The 18594-nt window shown below is 71.7% G+C and carries 15 protein-coding genes; 4 read left to right on the top strand and 11 right to left on the bottom strand.

What is annotated here, in order from left to right; genetic code table 11:
- The first annotated feature begins 41 nt into the window (after positions 1 to 41).
- A complete protein-coding gene (locus K8612_RS04425) occupies positions 42 to 2648 on the top strand; it encodes a CHASE2 domain-containing protein (RefSeq protein WP_373692077.1) in 2607 nt (868 codons plus the stop codon).
- 407 nt (positions 2649 to 3055) lie between these two features.
- On the opposite strand, the gene K8612_RS04420 is transcribed toward K8612_RS04425, so the two are convergent.
- From K8612_RS04420 to K8612_RS04385, 8 genes are all read right to left on the bottom strand, one after another.
- A complete protein-coding gene (locus K8612_RS04420; protein WP_223761362.1) occupies positions 3056 to 4123 on the bottom strand; it encodes a prolyl oligopeptidase family serine peptidase in 1068 nt (355 codons plus the stop codon).
- 17 nt (positions 4124 to 4140) lie between these two features.
- A complete protein-coding gene (locus K8612_RS04415) occupies positions 4141 to 4503 on the bottom strand; it encodes a (2Fe-2S) ferredoxin domain-containing protein (RefSeq protein WP_223742307.1) in 363 nt (120 codons plus the stop codon).
- Between the two features lie 171 nt (positions 4504 to 4674).
- Positions 4675 to 5427: an NADH-quinone oxidoreductase subunit I gene (locus K8612_RS04410; RefSeq protein WP_223761361.1), complete on the bottom strand. Its 753-nt coding sequence runs from the start codon at positions 5425 to 5427 to the stop codon at positions 4675 to 4677.
- 27 nt (positions 5428 to 5454) lie between these two features.
- Positions 5455 to 6897, bottom strand: coding sequence for a complex I subunit 1 family protein (locus tag K8612_RS04405; RefSeq protein WP_223742309.1), 1443 nt, complete (start codon positions 6895 to 6897; stop codon positions 5455 to 5457).
- 2 nt (positions 6898 to 6899) lie between these two features.
- Positions 6900 to 8789, bottom strand: a complete 1890-nt coding sequence (locus K8612_RS04400; protein ID WP_223761360.1) for a 2Fe-2S iron-sulfur cluster-binding protein — start codon at positions 8787 to 8789, stop codon at positions 6900 to 6902.
- The gene (gene nuoD, locus K8612_RS04395) at positions 8786 to 10045 is read right to left on the bottom strand and encodes an NADH dehydrogenase (quinone) subunit D (RefSeq protein ID WP_223742311.1); all 1260 of its coding nucleotides are present in this window, start codon (positions 10043 to 10045) and stop codon (positions 8786 to 8788) included. The genes K8612_RS04400 and nuoD overlap by 4 nt, the downstream gene beginning before the upstream one ends.
- A 14-nt stretch (positions 10046 to 10059) precedes the next feature.
- Positions 10060 to 10578 (bottom strand): NADH-quinone oxidoreductase subunit C, encoded by a 519-nt coding sequence (locus K8612_RS04390; RefSeq protein WP_120549976.1) that lies wholly within the window; start codon positions 10576 to 10578, stop codon positions 10060 to 10062.
- Positions 10579 to 10748: 170 nt separating this feature from the next.
- Positions 10749 to 12023, bottom strand: coding sequence for an adenylate/guanylate cyclase domain-containing protein (locus K8612_RS04385; RefSeq protein WP_223761359.1), 1275 nt, complete (start codon positions 12021 to 12023; stop codon positions 10749 to 10751).
- Between the two features lie 157 nt (positions 12024 to 12180).
- Here K8612_RS04385 and K8612_RS04380 point away from each other — a divergent pair, with 157 nt between their 5' ends.
- Together K8612_RS04380 and K8612_RS04375 are read left to right on the top strand one after the other, a co-directional pair.
- Complete coding sequence (locus K8612_RS04380) at positions 12181 to 14364, top strand: sulfatase-like hydrolase/transferase (protein ID WP_223761358.1); 2184 nt, start codon at positions 12181 to 12183, stop codon at positions 14362 to 14364.
- Positions 14354 to 14722 carry a PaaI family thioesterase gene (locus tag K8612_RS04375; protein ID WP_169820855.1) on the top strand — a complete coding sequence of 123 codons (369 nt, stop codon included), beginning with the start codon at positions 14354 to 14356 and terminating at the stop codon, positions 14720 to 14722. The genes K8612_RS04380 and K8612_RS04375 overlap by 11 nt, the downstream gene beginning before the upstream one ends.
- Before the next feature lie 86 nt (positions 14723 to 14808).
- Here the strand turns inward: K8612_RS04375 and K8612_RS04370 are convergent, their stop codons facing one another.
- Both K8612_RS04370 and K8612_RS04365 read right to left on the bottom strand, forming a co-directional pair.
- Entirely contained in the window at positions 14809 to 15372 is a 564-nt protein-coding gene (locus K8612_RS04370; RefSeq protein ID WP_120552544.1) for an NADH-quinone oxidoreductase subunit B, read from the bottom strand.
- A gap of 9 nt (positions 15373 to 15381) precedes the next feature.
- Positions 15382 to 15750: an NADH-quinone oxidoreductase subunit A gene (locus K8612_RS04365; protein WP_143901814.1), complete on the bottom strand. Its 369-nt coding sequence runs from the start codon at positions 15748 to 15750 to the stop codon at positions 15382 to 15384.
- 291 nt (positions 15751 to 16041) lie between these two features.
- Between K8612_RS04365 and K8612_RS04360 the strand changes: the two genes are divergently transcribed.
- Complete coding sequence (locus K8612_RS04360) at positions 16042 to 17583, top strand: methyl-accepting chemotaxis protein (protein WP_223761357.1); 1542 nt, start codon at positions 16042 to 16044, stop codon at positions 17581 to 17583.
- Position 17584: 1 nt separating this feature from the next.
- Here the strand turns inward: K8612_RS04360 and K8612_RS04355 are convergent, their stop codons facing one another.
- A complete protein-coding gene (locus K8612_RS04355) occupies positions 17585 to 18415 on the bottom strand; it encodes a PHP domain-containing protein (protein WP_223761356.1) in 831 nt (276 codons plus the stop codon).
- Positions 18416 to 18594: the final 179 nt, after the last annotated feature.

The raw sequence follows: 18594 nt of genomic DNA, 5'->3' as shown, positions 1-18594 counted from the left end.
CATGGGCGCGAGGCTCCGGCGGAGTATCCTGTGCGCCGCTCGTGCAACGCCTCCGCATCCACTCCTCTGGCCGCCGCTTCCTCCACCGGCTCGGCTTCTCGCTCGCCATGGCGGCCCTGTTCGGCTGCCTGCTCGGCCTGCTCGTCTCCCACCGCGTCACGGGCCCCGTGCGGCCGGAGGACACGCCCGCGCCCCTGCTGTCGCCCTCGGGCTTCATCGATGGGCTCTCGCACTGGCTCGACGGCGGCGAGCGCGTCTTCTACGACTGGCGCATCCGCCAGCTCGGAGAGGTGTCCGAGCGCTCCGACCGGGTGGTGCTCGTCTCCATCGACGACGACACGCTCGCCGAAGCCCAGCAGGGCCCGCGCGCGGAGATCGCCGCGTACCCGTGGCCGCGCCAGGTCATGGGCGGCATGGTGCACCGCCTGGTGGAGGAGGGCGCCTCCGTGGTGATGCTGGACTTCACCTACCCGGAGCTCAGCCCCCGCGCCTGCGTCACCCCCACGCGCTCGGGGCGGGGCGCCCTGTCCCAGGACGACGACGCGCTCCGCGCCCTCCTGGACCAGGACCCCGGCCGCTCCGTGCTCGCCTTCCGCTGGGGCGCCGAGGGCACCCGCACGCTGCCTCCCACCGGCCGCCTGTGGCCCTACCGCGTCCGTCTGGGCAGCTACCCCAACGTCACCGAGGCCCGCGCCCGGGCGCAGTCCGTGCTCGCCCTCCAGCGCCCCGCGTTCCTCATCCCCGCCGGCAAGGCCCTGGAGGTCTGGGCCGGCGTCGCGGACGAGGGCGAGGGCCGCGGCCTGGGCGAGCAGTTGGGCACCGCCGCCGCGTCCATCCAGGAGCGCCGCGCCGCGGACGACGCCTTCCGCGTGGCCCCGTCGGACCTGTTCCTCGCCCTGGCCTCCGTGCAGGTGCAGGGGCTGGATCCGGAGAAGCTCCTGGAGGTGCGCCAGCTCCAGCACCCGGTGACGCCGCTGCTCGGTCAGGCCAGCGGCTACGGCGCCACCACGCTGCCCGCGGACCCCGACGGCGTGGTGCGCGGCGTGCCCCACCTCGTCGCGTACAGTCCTCGCGGGGGCGAGCGCTACGTGCTGCCCTCGCTGCCCCTGGCCGCCGCCATGCGGCTCGCGGGCACGCAGACGCTGCGGTACGCGGACGGGCGCCTCCACATCGGGGACAAGTACTCCGTGCCCATGGACGCGGCCGGCTACAGCCTGCTGCGCTGGGAGGCCCCGTCCGCCACCCGCGGCGCGCGCGGCCCGCTCGCCCGCTCCATCCGCGCGTGGAACGTGCTGCTCAACCTCTTCGACTCGCAGGAGGCCCGGCCCGTCCGCTTCGACCATGACCTGGAGGGCCGCGCCGTCATCCTCACCAACACCAGCAGCTACGCGCCCGAGCGCCGGGTGACGCCCATCGGGCCGGGCATCGCCAACGGCGCCGTGCTGGGCCAGGCGCTCGCGAACATCCTCGCGTCGGACGGCATCACCCGCGCGCCGCCGAGGGTGGACATGCTCGCCACCATGGGGCTCGCGTTCATCGGCGCGTTCCTGGCGCTGTCGTTCAGTTGGCTCCTGCGCTCCGTGGGCGGCGCCTTCCTCTTCGTCTGCGTGGCGGTGGCGGCCGGGGCGGGCTACGTGGGCGCGGCGGGCTACGTCTTCGTGCATGACCAGGTGTGGGTCGCCGTCGCGGGGCCGCTGTGGTCCGGCGGGCTCGCGTTCCTGGTGACGACCCTCTACGCCTTCCGCACGGAGCAGGACGTGCGCGAGTTCGTGCACAGCGCGCTGGGCCGCTACGTGAGCCCGGACGTGGCGCGGCTGGTGGCGCGCGACGTGAGCCTGATGAAGCCGGAGCGCCGGCAGATGACCGTGTACCTCTGCGACATCGAGGGCTTCACGCGCCTGTCGGAAGCGCTGCCGCCGGAGCAACTGGTGCCGCTGCTCAACACCTTCCTTACGGAGATGACCGCCGTGGTGCGCGCCACGGCGGGGCAGGTGGACAAGTACATGGGCGACTCCGTGATGGCCTTCTGGGGCGCGCCCGTGCGCACGGACCGCCACGCGCACCTGGCCTGCGAGGCGGCGCTGAAGCTCCAGGCGGCGCTCGCGCAGAAGCAGCCCCACTGGGAGAAGCAGTTCGGCCACCGGCTGTCGGTGCGCGCCGGCATCGACACGGGCGACCTGCTGGTGGGCGACATGGGCAGCGAGCTCAAGTCGAACTACACCGTCATGGGCGACGCGGTGGGCATGGCCGGCCGGCTGGAGGCGGCCAACAAGCAGTACGGCACCCAGGTGCTGGTGGGGCAGGCCACCGCGCAGCTCGCCAGCGACGCGTACGTCTTCCGCGAGGTGGACCGCGTGCTCCTGAGGGACCGTCCCCAGCCCGTGCGCGTGCACGAGCTGCTGGGCCGCCGGGGCGAGTTCTCCCCGGAGAAGCAGGCGGGCATCGCCCTCTACGAGAAGGCCCTCACCGCCTACTACGGCCGCGACTTCATCCTGGCCCAGGAGCTGTTCCGCCGCTGCGGCGTGGAGCACGGCGACCCGGTGGCCCGCGTCTACGTCGAGCGCTGCCAGCGCCTCATCCAGACGCCGCCGCCCGAGGACTGGGACGGCGTCATCCGCTGGGGCCGGCGCAGCACGGACTCGCGCTAGGCCGGGCGGCAGGCGTTCGTTGGCGAGTCCGGGGGGACGCACGGCGCGAGCGGGCCTGTCCGAGGTCCATGCCCGGGCGGGAGGCCCCCTCGGAAGACGAAGCGCTGAAACCTGTCCGACTGTCGGACAGGTTTCTCAAGGCCGTGCCCGGCGCGGCCCCTCGGTGCACGTCCCCGGACGCCAGGGACGCGAGGCCAACCGTCCGCGCCGCCTGCCGGGACAGCGCGGCCTCGGGCTTCGTGCGTCACGAACCTGTCCGACAGTCGGACAGGTTTGGCGCGGGCGCCCCCGGCGGGCGCCCAAGCACTCCGTCGCGCCCCATCGCCGCGCTCGCGAGACGCACGTCCTCGCGGAGGACTTCGGGTCGCGGATGGGGCAACGAACCTCTGGGGGCGTGCCTTGCCGCCTCAGGGGAGCGTGTCGACCCGGAGGGGCACACCGAAGCGCGAAGTAAAGAACTGGAGGAGGTGGGCGTGCTCGAACGCGATCTCCTCCGGGCGCTCCGTGAGGTGGGCGTGCTCGGGGACGATCATCAGCGACGCGTCCTGGCCACGGGCCCGGAGCGCGCGCACGAAGGCGCCCGCGTCGGACAGCGACACCTTGGGGTCCCTCGCGCCCAGCATCAGGGCGATGGGGCCCTCCACCCGGTCCACCCAGGTCATGGGGGAGATGGCGCGCAGCCGCTCCGCGTCCCGCTCCGGGTCTCCGTACTCCGCGGCCCGGGCACGGCGCAGCTCCGGCGTCGTCTGGGAGAGGAACGACGCCAGGTCCGTCTTGGCCGCGAGGGCAAAGCCCGCGTCGTAGCTGCCCGCGAAGCGCGTCATGCCCACCAGCGTCTGGTTGCCTCCGTAGCTCCACCCGAGGATGCCCAGCCTGGGGACCACGCCCTCGCGCGTGAAGCGCTGGCGCAGGCAGCGGCTGGCGGCCTCCAGGTCCGTGGCGGCGGCGACGCGCAACGGTCCGTCGTCCGCGCGGGCCCAGTCCTCGGAGCATTGGGTGCCCCGCACGGCGGGCTCCGCGTAGATGAAGCCCGCACGCAGGAAGAACTCCGGGCGCCAGTGGTAGCCCGGCCTGGGACAGCCCGTCGTGTAGAAGGCGAGCACCGGACACGCGCGCTCCGTGCACGCGGGCGGCACCCGCACCTGGATGCGGAAGCGGACGTCGCCGTTGTCACACGCCAGGTCCTCCACGGGCGCGGCGCTCCAGCGCAGGCGCTGCCCGGAGTCCGCGAGGATGCTCGCCAGGGTGGCCGTCAGCGCCGCATCGGGTTCGACGCGGGGATGGCGCCGCAGCAGCTCCTCGCGGGAGTCGCCGTCCCGCACGAGCGCCGCTCCCACGACGCGGGGGCTGTCCGCGTCCGCGTGCGCGCCGAGCACCCGCGCGGGCGCCGGGGCCACGGGGCGCGAACACGCGCCGAGCACCAGCAGGCCCACGAGGCCGGGCAGCAGGGGGGACACCCGGGACGCTCGACGCACGGCCCACCTCCTGGACTTCAGTCGTCGTCGCCGGAGTCCGGCTGCCCGAACAGCTCGCGCACCGGCGCGTCGTTCTGGATGTGCTCGTCCACCACGCGGCGCATCTTCTCCGCCGTCATCCCGGAGTAGTAGACCTCTCCAGGCCACCCCATGAGCTGGTAGTCCTCCGGGGACAGCGGGTCGCGCTTGCGGCCCGTGTCCTCGCGCACCACCACGTTGGGCCCCATGTGGCAGAAGCCGTAGCAGCCGCCCCGGTACAGCTCGCAGCGGGCCTGCAGGCCCTTGTCGGACAGCGCCTCGCGCGCCGCCACGTGCACCGCGTCCGAGCCGCCCGCGCGGCAGCTCGAACCCTTGCACACCGACATCCGGTAGCGCTTCACGGCGGGGCTCCCCGTGCCAGGCCGGCACCATGCGCATTGAAGAGGTGCAGCATCACCACATGCCCCCAGAAAAGGCTTCGGCCCGCCCTTCCCAGGACAGCGGGAAGGAGGCGGGCCGGGATGCGTGCGGAGGGGCGGCGCACGGCCGCCCCCCGCGGTGCGAAACACGGACTACTTGATGAACTTCGTCACCTGGATGGGACCCTGCTGCGTCACCACCGCGTGCCCGGCGCCCGCCTTGGCGGGGCCCGCGCCCAACTGCTTGGCGTGGCCGTGGCCGTGGTCCGCGTGTCCCTCGCCGATGCGCGTGTGCGCCTCCTTGTGGACGTGGTGCGGCTCCGAGGAGCTCTCCCGCTTGTTCCACGGGTCGGACGGGTGCGACACCGCCGGGCCCTTGAGCAGCTTCGGGATGTCGTAGACGAAGTTCTGCCGGTTGTACTCGGAAGGCGTGTGCATGTACGTGTCCATGCGGATGGCGTCCTTCGGGCACGCCTCCACGCACAGGCCGCACACGATGCAGCGCAGCTCGTCGATGACGAACTGGGTGGGGTACTTCTCGATGACCGCCGACTCGGAGTCGGTGCCCTCGCGCTCGTACTCACCCGCCTCGATGTAGATGCACTGCGCGGGGCAGATGGTCGCGCACATGTAGCAGGCCACGCAGCGCGGCTTGCCGTCCTCGCGCGGAACCAGCCGGTGCAGACCGCGGTAGCCCTCCGGGTAGATGGGCTTCTCTTCCGGGTACTCCACCGTGGTCATCAGGCTCGTGCCCGTGCGGTCCACCACCTGGGGGTTGGTGTCGCGCGTGCCGAACATGTTGCGGAAGAAGTGCTTGGTCGTGATGGCCAGACCGCGCAGCAGCTCCGGGATGTACATCCGCTCACGGAGGTCCGTGCGCGGATCCTGGGAGGCATTGAACGCCATGGTGACTTGTCTCGCTTCCGGACCGCGCTAGTGCGCGCCCGCCGGGGAATGGGAGTGAGCGTCCGCGTGCGCCGGCAGGCCGTGCGCATCGTGTCCGTGGCCATGCGCGTCGTGCCCGTGGCCGTGCGCCGCGTCGTGCGCGTCCGCCGCCTTCGCGCCCGTGGTCATCGTCAGGGCGACCACGAAGCCGATCTCCAGCAGGCCCACCACGCCCAGCGCGCGCAGGGACGGATCCCACAGCACCAGCGCGCCGCTGATGAACACGTTGGCCAGGCCCGCGGGCAGGAGGATCTTCCAGCCCAGGTTCTGGATCTGATCGTAGCGGAAGCGCGGGAAGGTCCAGCGAATCACGAGCTGCACCCAGATGAGCAGGATGACCTTGATCCAGAACACCGTGCCCAGCAGCGTGCCGTACACCCAGCCGTGCTCCTGGAAGAAGGGCTGCGCCGCCAGCCACTCGCCGCCGAAGGGCAGGTGGTGCCCGCCGAAGAAGAGCGACGCCGTCACGCCGGCCAGCACCACGACCTCCACGAACTCGGAGATCATGAACATGCCGAACTTCATGCCGGAGTACTCCACGAAGTAGCCGATGATCTCCGACTCGCCTTCCGGAGCGTCGAACGGGGCGCGCTTGGTCTCCGCGAAGGACGCCACGAAGAAGCCGATGAAGCCCAGGGGCTGGATGAAGATGCCCCACGCCGGCAGGCCCAGGTCGAAGGTGCCGTCCGTGCGCCACAGGTACTTCGCCTGCCCGGTGCCGGACACGAGCGCGTTGCCCACCTCACCCACCAGCGCGGGCAACTGCACGGAGGAGAAGGCCAGGAACAGGCCGACGAGCGACAGGCCCAGCGCCACCTCGTAGCTGATCATTTGCGCGGAGGCGCGCACGCCGCCCAGGAGCGCGAACTTGTTGTTGGAGGACCAGCCGGCCAGCGACGTGCCGTACACGGCGAGCGACGCGATGGCGAGCAGGTACAGCATGCCGAAGTCCGGCGTGGCGACGACCATGTCCACCGTCTTGCCGAACACGTTCACGGACGGCCCGGCCGGCACCACCGCGAACAGCGCGAACACCGGCGCGAAGGCGAGGATGGGGCCCAGGTTGAACAGGAAGCGGTTGGCCTGGCCAGGGACGAAGTCCTCCTTGGTCAGCATCTTCAGCACGTCGGTGATGATGTGCGGGATGCCGCCCAGGGAGCGGTTGGACAGGCCGGGGATGGCCAGGCGCGCGCGGTTGGGGCCCACGCGGTCCTGCATGAACGCGGACCACTTGCGCTCCGCCAGCGTGAGCAGCGTCGCGGTGATCATCACGAAGACGAGCATCAGGAAGAGGATGTTCGTCAGGCGGCTGGCACCCTCGAAGAGGTACTCCTCCGCCAGGTAGCCCACCAGATACGCCGAGGCCACTCCGCCGGCGACGGCGAAGATGATGAAGGCCATGGCGAACAGCATGGTCAGGATACGGCTCATGGTCAGATGCCCCTCACGCGCGGCGCGCCGAACTCACGGTAGCCCGGCGGACGGCCGTCGGCCCCCGACGGCAGCGGATTGATGCCCGGCTTCTCCCGGTCCGGCGGAGAGGCCTTGTCCCAGTTGAACTCGGCGAACTCGGACACCTGCCCGGAGAGCGCCCGCCACACGTCGCGCGCGGAAGCCGCGGCGGCCTCGCCGCCCAGCTCGCGCGTCAGCTCCGTGGCCCACTTCCAGTGCGGCACCGCGTCCCCCTTGGAGGGGTACGCCTTGCGGAAGCGCTGGGTGATGCCGTCCGCTTGCGTGAACGTGCCCTCGTCCTCGATGTGCGCGGAGGCCGGCAGGAGCACCGTGGCCTGCGCCGTCACCGGGGACTCGTTCTGCGCCTGGACGACGAAGACCTCCAGTGAGGCGGCGACCTCCGCGAACGCGGCCGCGTCCGTGGGGACCTCCGCGCCCAGCGCGTAGAGCGCCTTCACCTGGCCGGACTTGATGGCCGGGGTGAGCTCCTCGAAGCCCTTGAGCGACAGCCCCAGGCCCTTGGCGATGAGCGCCAGGCCCTGGCGGTTGGGGTTCTTGTCCGCCGTCATCAGGTAGTGGTCCGCCTTGCCCTGCGGCCGGCCACCGACGAACACGGACGTCACGCCCAGCACCGTCTTGGCGAACGTCAGGCCCGCGAGCAGGTCCTCGTTGGACGCGAGCGGCGAGGCCAGCACCGCGAGCTGCTTGGAGCCCGCGAGCGGCTTGAGCGCCTTGACCGCGCCGAGGGTGGCGTCCTTGCGGGTGAGCACCGGCTGCACCGTGCCGGGGGCCTGCAGGCCGCGGCCCACGCGGGCGGACAGCACGCGGCCCACGTTCAGGTCCTTGTACGACAGGCGGCCCTGGTCGCACATCCAGCTCTTGTTGATGGCCTCGTTCTCACGCGGGCGGTACCGGTAGGTGTCCTGGGACATCCAGTCCGCGGAGATGGTGCAGCCGCGCGAGCAGCCCGTGCAGACGGACGGCGTGGCGGACAGGAACCAGGAGCGCGCCTTGAAGCGGAAGTCGCGGGAGAGCAGCGCGCCCACCGGGCACACGTCCACGGTGTTCAGCGAGTAGTTGCTGTCCAGCTCGTTGCCCGGGAAGACGTCGATGCGCTCGTGGCTGCCACGGCCGAAGACGCCCAACTGGGGCTCCTTCGGGATTTCATTCATGAAGCGGACGCAGCGCGTGCAGATGATGCAGCGCTCCTGGTCCAGCACGACGCGGGGCCCCAGCACCTTGCGCTTGTGCTTGAGGGCCTTGGTGCCCTCCAGCCGCGAGGGCTTGTAGTCGTACTTCATGTAGTAGTCCTGCAGCTTGCACTCACCGGCCTGGTCGCAGATGGAGCAGTCAACCGGGTGGTTCAGCAGCAGGAACTCCATCACCGCGCGCTGCTGCTCCTTGACCTTGGGGGTCGTGGTCTTGATGACCTGACCCTCGGCCATGGGCGTCTGGCAGGCGGGGACGAGCTTGGGCGCGTTGGACGCCTCGATGAGGCAGATGCGGCAGTTGGCCGCGATGGAGAGGCGCGGGTGGTAGCAGTAGTAGGGGATCTCCGAGCCGACCGACTTGGCCGCCTCGATCATGTTGGTCCCCGGCTTCACCACGACTTCGCGCCCGTCGATGACCGCCGTCACGAAGCCCGGGTTCTTGGGCTGCGGCTTGGGCGGAGGGCCACCGGCCGGCGCCGCCGGCTTGGGCGGAGGCGTGCCGGTGGGGCCGCTGGCGGCCGCGGGCGGCGAGTCCAGCTTCGCGCCGGCGGGCGGGTTGGACGGCTCCGGGCCGACCTTGGCCGCGGGCGTGTCGGTGGGCGCGCCCTTGGGGGGCGTCTGCGCGTCACCGGTGGGCTTCTTCGTGTCGTTGTCGCTCACTGCTCGACCTCGCCGCCGATCATGTTGATGGTGTCAAAGGTGGGAACGAGGTCCGCGATCATCTTGCCCTGGATGATGTGCGGCAGCGCCGACAGCACCGGGAAGCCCGGGGCACGCACGTGGACCTTGTACGGACGGCCGCGGCCGTCGCTCACCAGGTACCAGCCCAGCTCGCCGTTGGACGCTTCCGTCGCGTCATACACTTCACCGGGGGGGACCTGGATGCCCTCCATCACCAGCTTGAAGTGGGCCATCACGCCTTCGATGGTGCCGTACACCTCGGGCTTGGGCGGCAGCGCGATGCGCCAGTCGTCCACGATGATGGGGCCCGCGGGGATGGTGTCCAGGGCCTGGCGGATGATCTTGATGGACTGCCGCATCTCCTCCAGGCGCACGAGGTAGCGGTCGTAGTTGTCGCCGTGCTGGCCCACCACCGACTCGAAGTCGAAGCGGTCGTAGACCCAGTAGGGCTGCACCTTACGCAGGTCGTGGTCCACGCCGCAGGCGCGCAGCGCGGGGCCCGTCCACCCGTAGTCGATGGCGTCCTCGGCGCTGATGACGCCGGTGCCCTTGGTGCGGTCCACGAAGATGCGGTTGCGCGTGAGCAGCCCGTCCATCTCCAGGAGCAGCTCTTCGGTGCGGTCCAGCGTCTTCTTGACCTTCTCCGACCAGCCCTCCGGCAGGTCGCGGTTCATGCCGCCCACGCGGCCGAAGCTGGTGGTGAGGCGCGCGCCGGTGAGCTCCGTGACGCGGTCCTGGATGAGCTCGCGGGCCTCCATGCCGTAGAGGAACGGCGCGAAGCCGCCCATCTCCAGGCCGGTGGCGCCCACGCACGTCAGGTGGTCGGTGAGCCGGTGCAGCTCGCTGCCGATGACGCGGATGTACTGGGCGCGCTCCGGGATCTCCAGGCCGATGAGCTTCTCCACGGCGTTGAGGAACCCGAAGTTGTTCATCATCGCGGACAGGTAGTTGAGCCGGTCCGTGTACGGCAGGCACTGCGTCCAGGTGACGTTCTCGCAGCTCTTCTGGAAGCCGCGGTGGAGGAAGCCGATCTCCGGGTCGATCTTGACGATGGTCTCACCCTCGAGCTCCACCTTCAGCCGCACGGTGCCGTGCGTGGCCGGGTGGGAGGGGCCCATGTTGATGACCATGTTCTTCGTCTGGAAGTGCGACTCCAGCTCCGACTCCTCATGGGCGAACCCATCGGTGTCGGGGTTGTGCGGCTTCTGCGCGTCGGTGTTGTGGCTGTCGGCCATGGTGGAGGTCTCGATCAGGCGATGCCGCTGGTGCCGGGGCCGCGGAAGATGTCCTTGATGGGGCGCTCGGGGATCAGCGGCTGGCGGTCACGCAGCGCGTAGTCCTTGCGCAGGGGGTGGCCCTGGAACTCCTCGTACAGGAGGATGCGGCGCAGGTCCGGGTGGTCCGTGAAGCGGATGCCGTAGAAGTCGAACACCAGCCGCTCCCACCAGTTGGCGCCGCGGTACAGCGGCGTGAGGGAGGGCAGCTCCGGGCGGGTCTCGGTCACGCGCACCTTGAGGCGCACGTGCTCCTTCCGCTTGAGCGAATAGAGGAAGTAGACGACCTCGAAGCGCGGATCACTCTCCGCCAGGTGCAGGCGATCCACGGCGTCCGCGGAGCCGAACAGCTTGAAGTCCAGCTCGGGGTCCATCTTCAGGAAGGTGGCGACCTTCGGAAGCCACTCGGCATGAATGACGGCCCAGGCTCCGCCAGCGCGGTCGACATAGCGCTCCGCGACCGCTTCGGGGAACTGGGCGGCGACCCGGTCCAACGCGAAAATGCTCAAGGGGGGCCTCGATCTACGACAGAGGAAACCGCGGCTTTATAAGGACCGTTCGCGGGGGGCGTCAACGTAAACCCTCAGCCGTGTAGGCCACTTAGGTGGTCCAGTAGCCCGCGTCGCGATCCACCCCCTGCCTGCCTGGGCGCGAGGGGGAAGGCTCAGGCCGCCACGTCCGGGCCCAGCCCCGGGGCGTCCTCGGAGGGCTGGGGGATGAAGGTCACCACCGGCTGGCTCTTGCCGGGCACGAGCGCGGTGGGGGCGGGGGCCCAGCGGAAGGCGTCACCCGCCCGCTCGCGGGTCGCCTGGGAGACGAGCACCGGCACCCCGAAGCCCTTGGTCAGCCGCTCGATGCGGTTGGCCAGGTTCACCGTGTCGCCGATGGCCGTGTACTCCAGGCGCCGGAACGGCGAGCCGATGTTGCCCAGCACCACCGGCCCGGAGTGCACGCCCACCCCCATGCGCAGGCCGGGCTCACCCCGGGCGGCGCGCTCGGCGTTGACGGCCTCCAACTCGCGCACCATGTCCAGCGCGCACCGGGTGGCGCTCCGGGCGTGGTGGGCGTCCGGCAGCGGGGCGCCGAAGTACACCATGAGTGCGTCCCCGATGAACTTGTCGAGCGTCCCGCCGTGGCGGAACACCACCTCCACCATGCGGCCGTAGTACTCGTTGAGGATGGTGACCACCTGCTCGGGGGGCAGCCGTTCGCTCAGGGCGGTGAAGTCGCGCACGTCCGCGAAGAGGACGGACACCTCGCGCAGCTCCGGGGTGGGGGAGTCGCGGTTTTGGAGGCGCTCGGCGACGGCGGGGGAGAAGTAGCGCCCCAGGCGGGCGCGCTGGAGCTCCTCCTGGGTGACCGCGGCGGACAGCAGGCGGATGCGCTGGAGGAGCCGCGAGGCGCCCGCGGCCGTCATGGCCAGCATCACGGCGGCGGCCACCTGCGCGCCCCCGCCGATGGAGGCCTGCCGCTGGAGCTCCACCTCCGCGAGGATGGCGATGACCGTGACGAGCAGGGTGACGGGCCGCCGCAGGCTCAGCGCGGACAGCAGCACCAGCGCCGCGAAGATGCCCAGCGTGAAGCCGGCCACGCCGCCCGGCGAGGGCGACACCGGCAGCGCCAGGTGCTGCAGCCAGTACACGGCGGGCACGTCCACGAACGCGACGGACAGCGACGCCCAGCGGGCGATGCGCGCGGAGGCCGTCACCGCCACGGCCACGACGGTGGTGCACACCAGGTACAGCGCGAAGGGCGCCAGGTAGACGTCCCAGTCGTGCAGCTCGCGCGCGCGGCCCAGGTACACGGCCATGGAGAACAGCGCGCCCACCGCGCCCAGCCGGACCCACGCCAGGTGCCGTCCATTGGACTGCCGTTCCATGTCGAGCGCGCGCCGGACGGACTCCTGCAGGCTGTCGCTGGGCGTGACGCTGGATGTCATGGTCGGTGCCCCCCGGGCCGAGGAGGGCGTCGGTTGGAAACAGTGAAGGCGCCATCTTGCACCGTCAGTGTGTGCCATGCACGTCAAGGGCACCCCGAAAGCCCGGTAGAACACAGAGTTGGCGCAAGAACGCCGGGACGGAGTAGAGGCTGGGGGCATGTCCGTGCGGTCCGTCGCCTCCTTCCTCCGTGCCGTTTCGGGGCGTCTGGCCCTAGGCGCCCTGCTGGGACTGCTGCTCTTCGCCGCCGAGACGGTCTGGCTGCTCAAGGCGGGCGTGGTGGGCGTGGACATCCCGCTGGACGGCCCCTACGCGGCGCTGGCGGCGGCCGTCCGGCCCCTGCTGCCCGGCGTCATCCTGCGCGTGGCCTCCGTGTACATGGTGGCGGGCGGTCTGCTGGGGCTCGCCGCGGCGGTGCTGGCCCGTGCCTGGACGCGGCGGGGTGGGTGGGTGGCGCTGGCGGTGATGGTGCCGCACTGGCTGGGGCTGCTGCTGTTCTGGGCCTGGGACCGGGCGCTCGCGAGGCCCGCGCTCTTTGACGACCTGCCGGCGGCGCGGCCGGTGCTGGCGTGGCTGGTGGATCACGGGGAGCCGTGGCAGGCGCGGGCGGCGGCCGGGGCGTGGGTGGCGGCCCATCTGGCCGTGCTGGCGTGGCGCGGCGCGCGGGGCCTGCGGCGGTCCGTGGCCGCTGGCGATCCAACGGCCCTCCGGGCGGAGCGCACCGCGTGGGCGGTGGTGGCGGGTGTCGTGGGGGTGCTGGCGGTGGCGCTGACGGTGCGCCGCGTGGAGCCTTCCGTGCGGCGGCCGCTGGTGGTGCTCATCGGCATCGACGCGTTCCGGCCGGACCGGCTGGGCGCGACGGGGCACGGGGTCGCGCCCCAGGTGGAGCGCTTCCTCCAGGACGCCACGCTCTTCACCCGGGCCTACACGCCGGTGGCGCAGACGGAGCCCGCGTGGCGCTCGCTGCTCACCGCGCGCTGGCCGTACCGCACGGGCGTGCGCTACCCGCTGACGCCCGACGCGCGGCTCGTGCTGGCGCCCACCTTCGCGCAGCGCTTCGCGGAGGCCGGGTGGCGCACGGTGTTCGCCACGGACTGCTCGCGCTTCCACTTCGAGGGCCCGGCCTCCGGCTTCGCCACGCGCTGGCAGCCTCCTCGCGGCGCCATCAACTTCGCGCTGGAGAAGCTGCGCTACCGGGCGCTGGGCCTGTTCGCGGACAACCCGGCCGGCGCCGCGTGGGTGCCCGAGTTCATCGACAACCGCGCGCTGGCCGGCATCCACGACCCCATGGGCTATGCCCGGCGGCTGTCGGACGGGCTGGTGGCGGAAGCAGGGGAGGGACCGCTGCTCTTCGCCTTCCACGCCACGGCGGCGCACTTCCCGGGCGACCCGGTGTACCCGTTCTACCGCCGCTACGTGTCCTCCTCCGAGCCGCTGGAGCGCCGGCTGCGCATGCACTTCGCGCCGGTGACGCCGGGGGCGAAGGGGGCGTGGAACCGCGCGGGCGCGGAGGGGCTCTACGACGAGCTGCTCGCGCAGGCGGACGCGCAGGTGGGGACGCTGCTGGACGCGCTCCGGGCCTCCGGGCGCTACGACGACGCGCTCATCGTGCTGATGTCCGACCACGGCGAGAGCTTCCACGCGGACCGGCCGGACCTGGCGGGCGCGACGTCCGTGCACGGCGCCCGGCTGGGTGAGGAGGAGAACCGCATCCTGCTCGCGGTGAAGCTGCCCGGCGGACGTGGCGCGGGCCCCGCGCAGGTGGATGACCTGGCCCGGCTGGTGGACGTGGGCCCCACGTTGCTGGAGCTGTCCGGCCTGTCCGCGCTGCCGGAGTCGGACGGGGCGTCGCTCGGGCCGCTCTTGCGCGGCGAGGGGCGTCCGCTCACGCCGCTGTACGCGGAGACGGGCTACACGCACGTGGTTCCGGAGGTGTTCGACCCGGGCCACTGGCCGGGCGCGCCGCGCACCTTCGACGCGTACCGCCTGCGCCCGGACGGCGTGGTGGAGATGGGCGACGAGGCGGGCACGGCGGTGCTGCGCGAGAAGGACACCGGCGCCTTCGACGGCCAGCGCTGGGTGGTGGACCGGCCGCAGGCCGACGGCACCGTGCGCCGCACCTGCACGGGCGACTGTGAAGGGGCGGACGCGCGAGCGCTGGCGGACTGGCTGGACGACGCGACGGAGCGCGCGCCGGAGGCCGCCTCACGTAGAGTCGCCGGCCATGTCGACGACCGAAACGACTCGCGGCCTCCAGGAAACGTACGCCCCCCACAACGCCTGCTTCGGGTGTGGCCCGGCCAACCCCAAGGGGCTGCGCATCCGCAGCCGCGTGGAGGGTGACCTCGTCGTCGCGGACTGGACGCCCGAGGAGCACCACCAGGCGTTCCCGGGCGTGCTCAACGGCGGCATCATCGGCGCGCTGCTGGACTGCCACTGCAACTGGACGGCGGCGTACCACCTGATGAAGGCGCAGGGCGCGGCCACCCCGCCGTGCACCGTCACCGCCGACTACGCCATCGTGCTCAAGCGCCCCACGCCCATGGGGCCCGTGCACCTGTCCGCGAAGCCCGTGTCCATCGAGGGCGACCGCGTCGTCGTGGAGGGCACCCTCACCGGGGAGAACGGCAAGGTCACGGCCACCTGCCGGGGCACCTTCGTCGCGGTGAAGGAAGGGCACCCCGCGTACCACCGCTGGTAGGCCGCGAAAACGCCTCGGGCCCCGTCACCTGCCTCTTCAAGAGAGAGGCGGCGCGGGGCCCGTGGGGGACAGCGAAAGCGGTGTGACTACTTGCCGGCGGCGAGCATGCGGTCGTGGTGCGCCGCGGTCTCGTTGGGCTGGCCGGGGTCGCGCAGCCGGTGCACCTGGTTGCCGATCTTGTCCTGCAGCAGCATCAGGCCGTCCAGCACCTGCTCCGGACGCGGCGGGCAGCCGGGGATGTAGACGTCCACCGGGATGATGCGGTCGATGCCCTGGAGCACCGCGTAGTTGTCGTAGAAGCCGCCGGAGGACGCGCACACGCCGAAGGACACGACCCACTTGGGCTCGGTCATCTGCTCGTAGACGCGCTTGAGGATGGGGGCCTGCTTCAGGTTGATGGTGCCCACCACCATCAGCAGGTCCGCCTGGCGCGGCGAGAAGCGCGGGAACTCCGCGCCGAAGCGCGAGATGTCGTGGCGGCTGGCGGCCACGGACATGTACTCCATGCCGCAGCACGCGGTGGCGTACGGGTAGGTGAACAGCGAGTACTTGCGGGCCCAGCCCAGGCCCTTGGACACCAGCTTCTGGAAGAAGCCCATGGCTTCGTCCCGGCGGGTGGTCATGATCGGCGCGATGTCGGTGTCAGCCATGGCGTAGTCTCAGCTCTCCCAGTCGAGAGCGCCCTTCTTCCAGACATAGATAAGGCCCACGACCAGGGTCGACGCGAAAACCAGCATCTCCACGTAGCCGAACCAGCCGAGCGCCTGGAAGTTCACCGCCCAGGGGTACAGGAACACCGCTTCCACGTCGAACACGATGAAGAGCAGCGCGATGACGTAGAACTTCACGGCGAAGCGCTGGCGAGCGGGACCGCTCGACTCGGAGCCTGCTTCGAAGGGGGCCGACTTGGTGCTGCTCGGGCGCTTGGGGCCCAGCCGGGTGGTGACCTGGGGGATGATCATCCCGAGGACGCCGGCCAGCAGGAGCACCACCGCCAGCGGCAGGTACGGTGCAAGGGGTGTAGTCATCGGGCGCGGACCCTAACGACACCGCTGGCGTCGTGTCAAAGGGAAACACCCCCACGCCGGGCGCGCCAACCCCCTGAGAATACGGCCGAAATGCCGGGCCCATCCGGCGCCCGGCTCCGCCGTGCCCCACGCCGCCCGGACGCCTGCCCCCGGACGGGCGGTGGATCAGCGGGCGCCCCGGGGCCGTCCCGCCGCCGGGCCTGGACCGCGGCCGGTTTGACGCTGTGGGGAGCCCACGCCTAGCGTCAGCGGGCTGTAGTCCTTCCGCTCATCGCCTGGGGAGTCGTCGACATGTGGGGCCGGCTGACCTTGCGGATGCAGGTGGCGATCGCGGTGCTGCTCCCGTGCCTCGCGGTGGTGTTCTTCACCGGGGTGTACTTCCCCGCGCGGCAGAAGGCGGCGGGCCTGGAGGTGCTGGCCGGCAGGGCCATGACGCTGGGGACGCTGGTGGTGCGGCACCCCTCGCTCGCGCTGCCGGAGACCGCGCCGGACGCCCGCGCGCGGCGCGACGAGGTCTTCAAGCAGGTGGAGTCCGGCGGCTTCACGCTGACGTTCCAGGAGCTGACCCGGAACGGCGCCGTGGTGGCCCTGCGCGGCCAGGTGCCGGAAGGCACCCCCGAGCCAAAGGAGCCCCAGCCGGGGACGTGCACGGTGGCGCGTGGCTCGGAGCAGGTCGTGGTGCGCTGCGAGAGCGACGGCCGCGTGTACCGCGCGGGCTTCGGCACCCACGAGGTGAAGGCGGCGCTGGCGGCGACGGAGGGCTATTCGCTCATGGGCTACCTGGGCGCCGCGGTGCTCGGCCTGGGGCTCGCCGTCATCATCAGCCGCGCCATCGCGGACCCCGTGTCGCGCGTCACGCAGGTGGCGCGGGAGGTGGCCCGGGGGGACGTGTTCCGGGGTGAGCTGGACGTGTCCGCCGCCGGCGAGGTGCGGCAGATGGCCACCTCCTTCAACGAGATGCTGGGCACGCTGCGCTCCACGGTGATGGAGCTCGTCACGCGCACCGAGCAACTGTCCAGCGCGTCGCGCGGCCTCATGGGCGCCTCCGCGGATCAGGAGCACGTCATCAGCCAGCAGGCCGCGTACGCGCAGCAGATCGCCGCCACGTTCGAGGAGCTCTCCCGCACCGCCGAGCAGATCTCCTCGTCCACGGAGGTGGTGGAGTCCAGCGCGCGGCGCACCCATGACGCGGTCGCGGAGGCCATGGCCGTGGTGGCGCAGGTGGTGGGCGGCATCAACGACATCCGCACGGAGTCCAAGGGCGTGGCGGACGCCATCGTGGGGCTGAACAAGGACCTGCAGCAGGTCTCCAAGATCGCCCAGGTCATCAACCAGGTGGCGGAGCGCAGCGACCTTTTGGCGCTCAACGCGGCGCTGGAGGGCACCAAGGCGGGCGACGTGGGCCGGGGCTTCTCGCTGGTGGCCGCGGAGATGCGCAAGCTGGCGGAGAACGTGTCCGTGTCCGCGCGCGACATCGCCCGCATCGTGGAGAAGGTGCAGGACTCCGGCGAGGAGGCCGCGTCCAAGGCCCGCGTGGGCATGGCGACGAGCGACCGGGGCGTGGAGGTGGCCGAGCAGGCCTCCGCCGTCTTCCTGCGCATCGTGGAGCTGGCGCGCGGCACCAGCGAGGCGGCGCGGCAGATCACCATCGCCACCCGCCAGCAGCGTCAGTCCAGCGAGCAGGCCGTGCAGGGCGCGCGCAACGTGGCGGACCTGGTGAAGCAGGGCGTGGACGCCACCGGGCGCACCACGCGCATCGCCCAGGACCTGCAGGCCGTGGCGGAGGGGCTCACCGCCGTGACGAGCCGCTTCAAGGCCCAGCCGCGCCCCTGAGTCAGACGGGCCGGGACGACGGCGCGCGGGCGCGCAGCTTCTGGAACAGCTCCGGGGGCATGGCCGCGACGCCCAGCCGGTGGTCGGGCGCCACCGCCTCGCCGTGGAAGTCGCTGCCGAAGGTGGGCACCAGGTCGAGCTCCGCCGCGAGCCCCAGGTACTTCTGCCGCACCGCGGGGTTGTGGTCCACGCTGAGGACCTCCAGGCCGGAGAGGCCCGCCTTCGCCAGCGCTTGGATTTCCGGGCGCTCCATCTTGGAGGAGCCGGGGTGGGCGAGCGTCGCGGTGCCCCCTGCGTTGCGGATGAGCCGGATGGCCTCCGCGCCGTCCAGCTTGAAGCGCTCCACCCACGCCGCGCGGCCCGTGCCCAGGAAGCGGTCGAAGGCGGCCTTCACGTCGATGCACCAGCCCTGATCCACCAGCACCCGCGCCAGGTGGGGACGCCCCAGTTGCGCGTCCCCGGCCACCTTGCGCACCTGCTCCATGCGCACCGGGAAGCCCAGCTCGCGCAGGCGGGCCACCATGGCCTCCATGCGGTGCGTGCGCTCGTCGCGGAGCCGGTCCGCGAAGCGCGCGAGGTCCGGGTCCTCCGGGCGCAGGAAGTGGCCCAGGATGTGGGCCTCCTTGCCGTACACGAAGGCGGACAGCTCGATGCCGGGCACCAGCTCCACCCCGTGCGCAGCGGCGGCCGCCTTCGCCTCCTGGAGCCCGGCCACCGTGTCGTGGTCCGTCACGGCCAGGACGGTGACGCCCGCGGCGGCGGCTCTGGCCACCAGCTCCGAGGGCGGGTACTGGCCGTCACTGGCGGTGGTGTGCGAATGCAGGTCGATCACGGCGGGGGACCCTCCGGGGGCGGCGAGGCGGGCACTCTTACGCCATGTCCCCATGGGAAGGGGCCGGAAGAGCGGGCCCTGTGTGAATCCGCACGGCGGACGGTTTGTTCCTGTCCGGTGGCGGCCCTTCGGGGCGGCTCGGGGAGGGGCGGGGTTGAAGGCGGGTCTCCCCTTGGCTG

Origin of the sequence: Corallococcus sp. AS-1-6, from assembly GCF_020037015.1 — a bacterium.
GTDB lineage: Bacteria > Myxococcota > Myxococcia > Myxococcales > Myxococcaceae > Corallococcus.
This window is presented reverse-complemented; position numbering and strand designations above follow the sequence as displayed.

Coding starts and splice junctions, on each gene's coding strand:
- K8612_RS04365 (WP_143901814.1), bottom strand. CDS start 15,750: ATGACTACACCCCTTGCACCGTACCTGCCGCTGGCGGTGGTGCTCCTG.
- K8612_RS04370 (WP_120552544.1), bottom strand. CDS start 15,372: ATGGCTGACACCGACATCGCGCCGATCATGACCACCCGCCGGGACGAA.
- K8612_RS04360 (WP_223761357.1), top strand. CDS start 16,042: ATGTGGGGCCGGCTGACCTTGCGGATGCAGGTGGCGATCGCGGTGCTG.
- K8612_RS04385 (WP_223761359.1), bottom strand. CDS start 12,023: ATGACATCCAGCGTCACGCCCAGCGACAGCCTGCAGGAGTCCGTCCGG.
- nuoD (WP_223742311.1), bottom strand. CDS start 10,045: ATGGCCGACAGCCACAACACCGACGCGCAGAAGCCGCACAACCCCGAC.
- K8612_RS04405 (WP_223742309.1), bottom strand. CDS start 6,897: ATGAGCCGTATCCTGACCATGCTGTTCGCCATGGCCTTCATCATCTTC.
- K8612_RS04380 (WP_223761358.1), top strand. CDS start 12,181: ATGTCCGTGCGGTCCGTCGCCTCCTTCCTCCGTGCCGTTTCGGGGCGT.
- K8612_RS04410 (WP_223761361.1), bottom strand. CDS start 5,427: ATGGCGTTCAATGCCTCCCAGGATCCGCGCACGGACCTCCGTGAGCGG.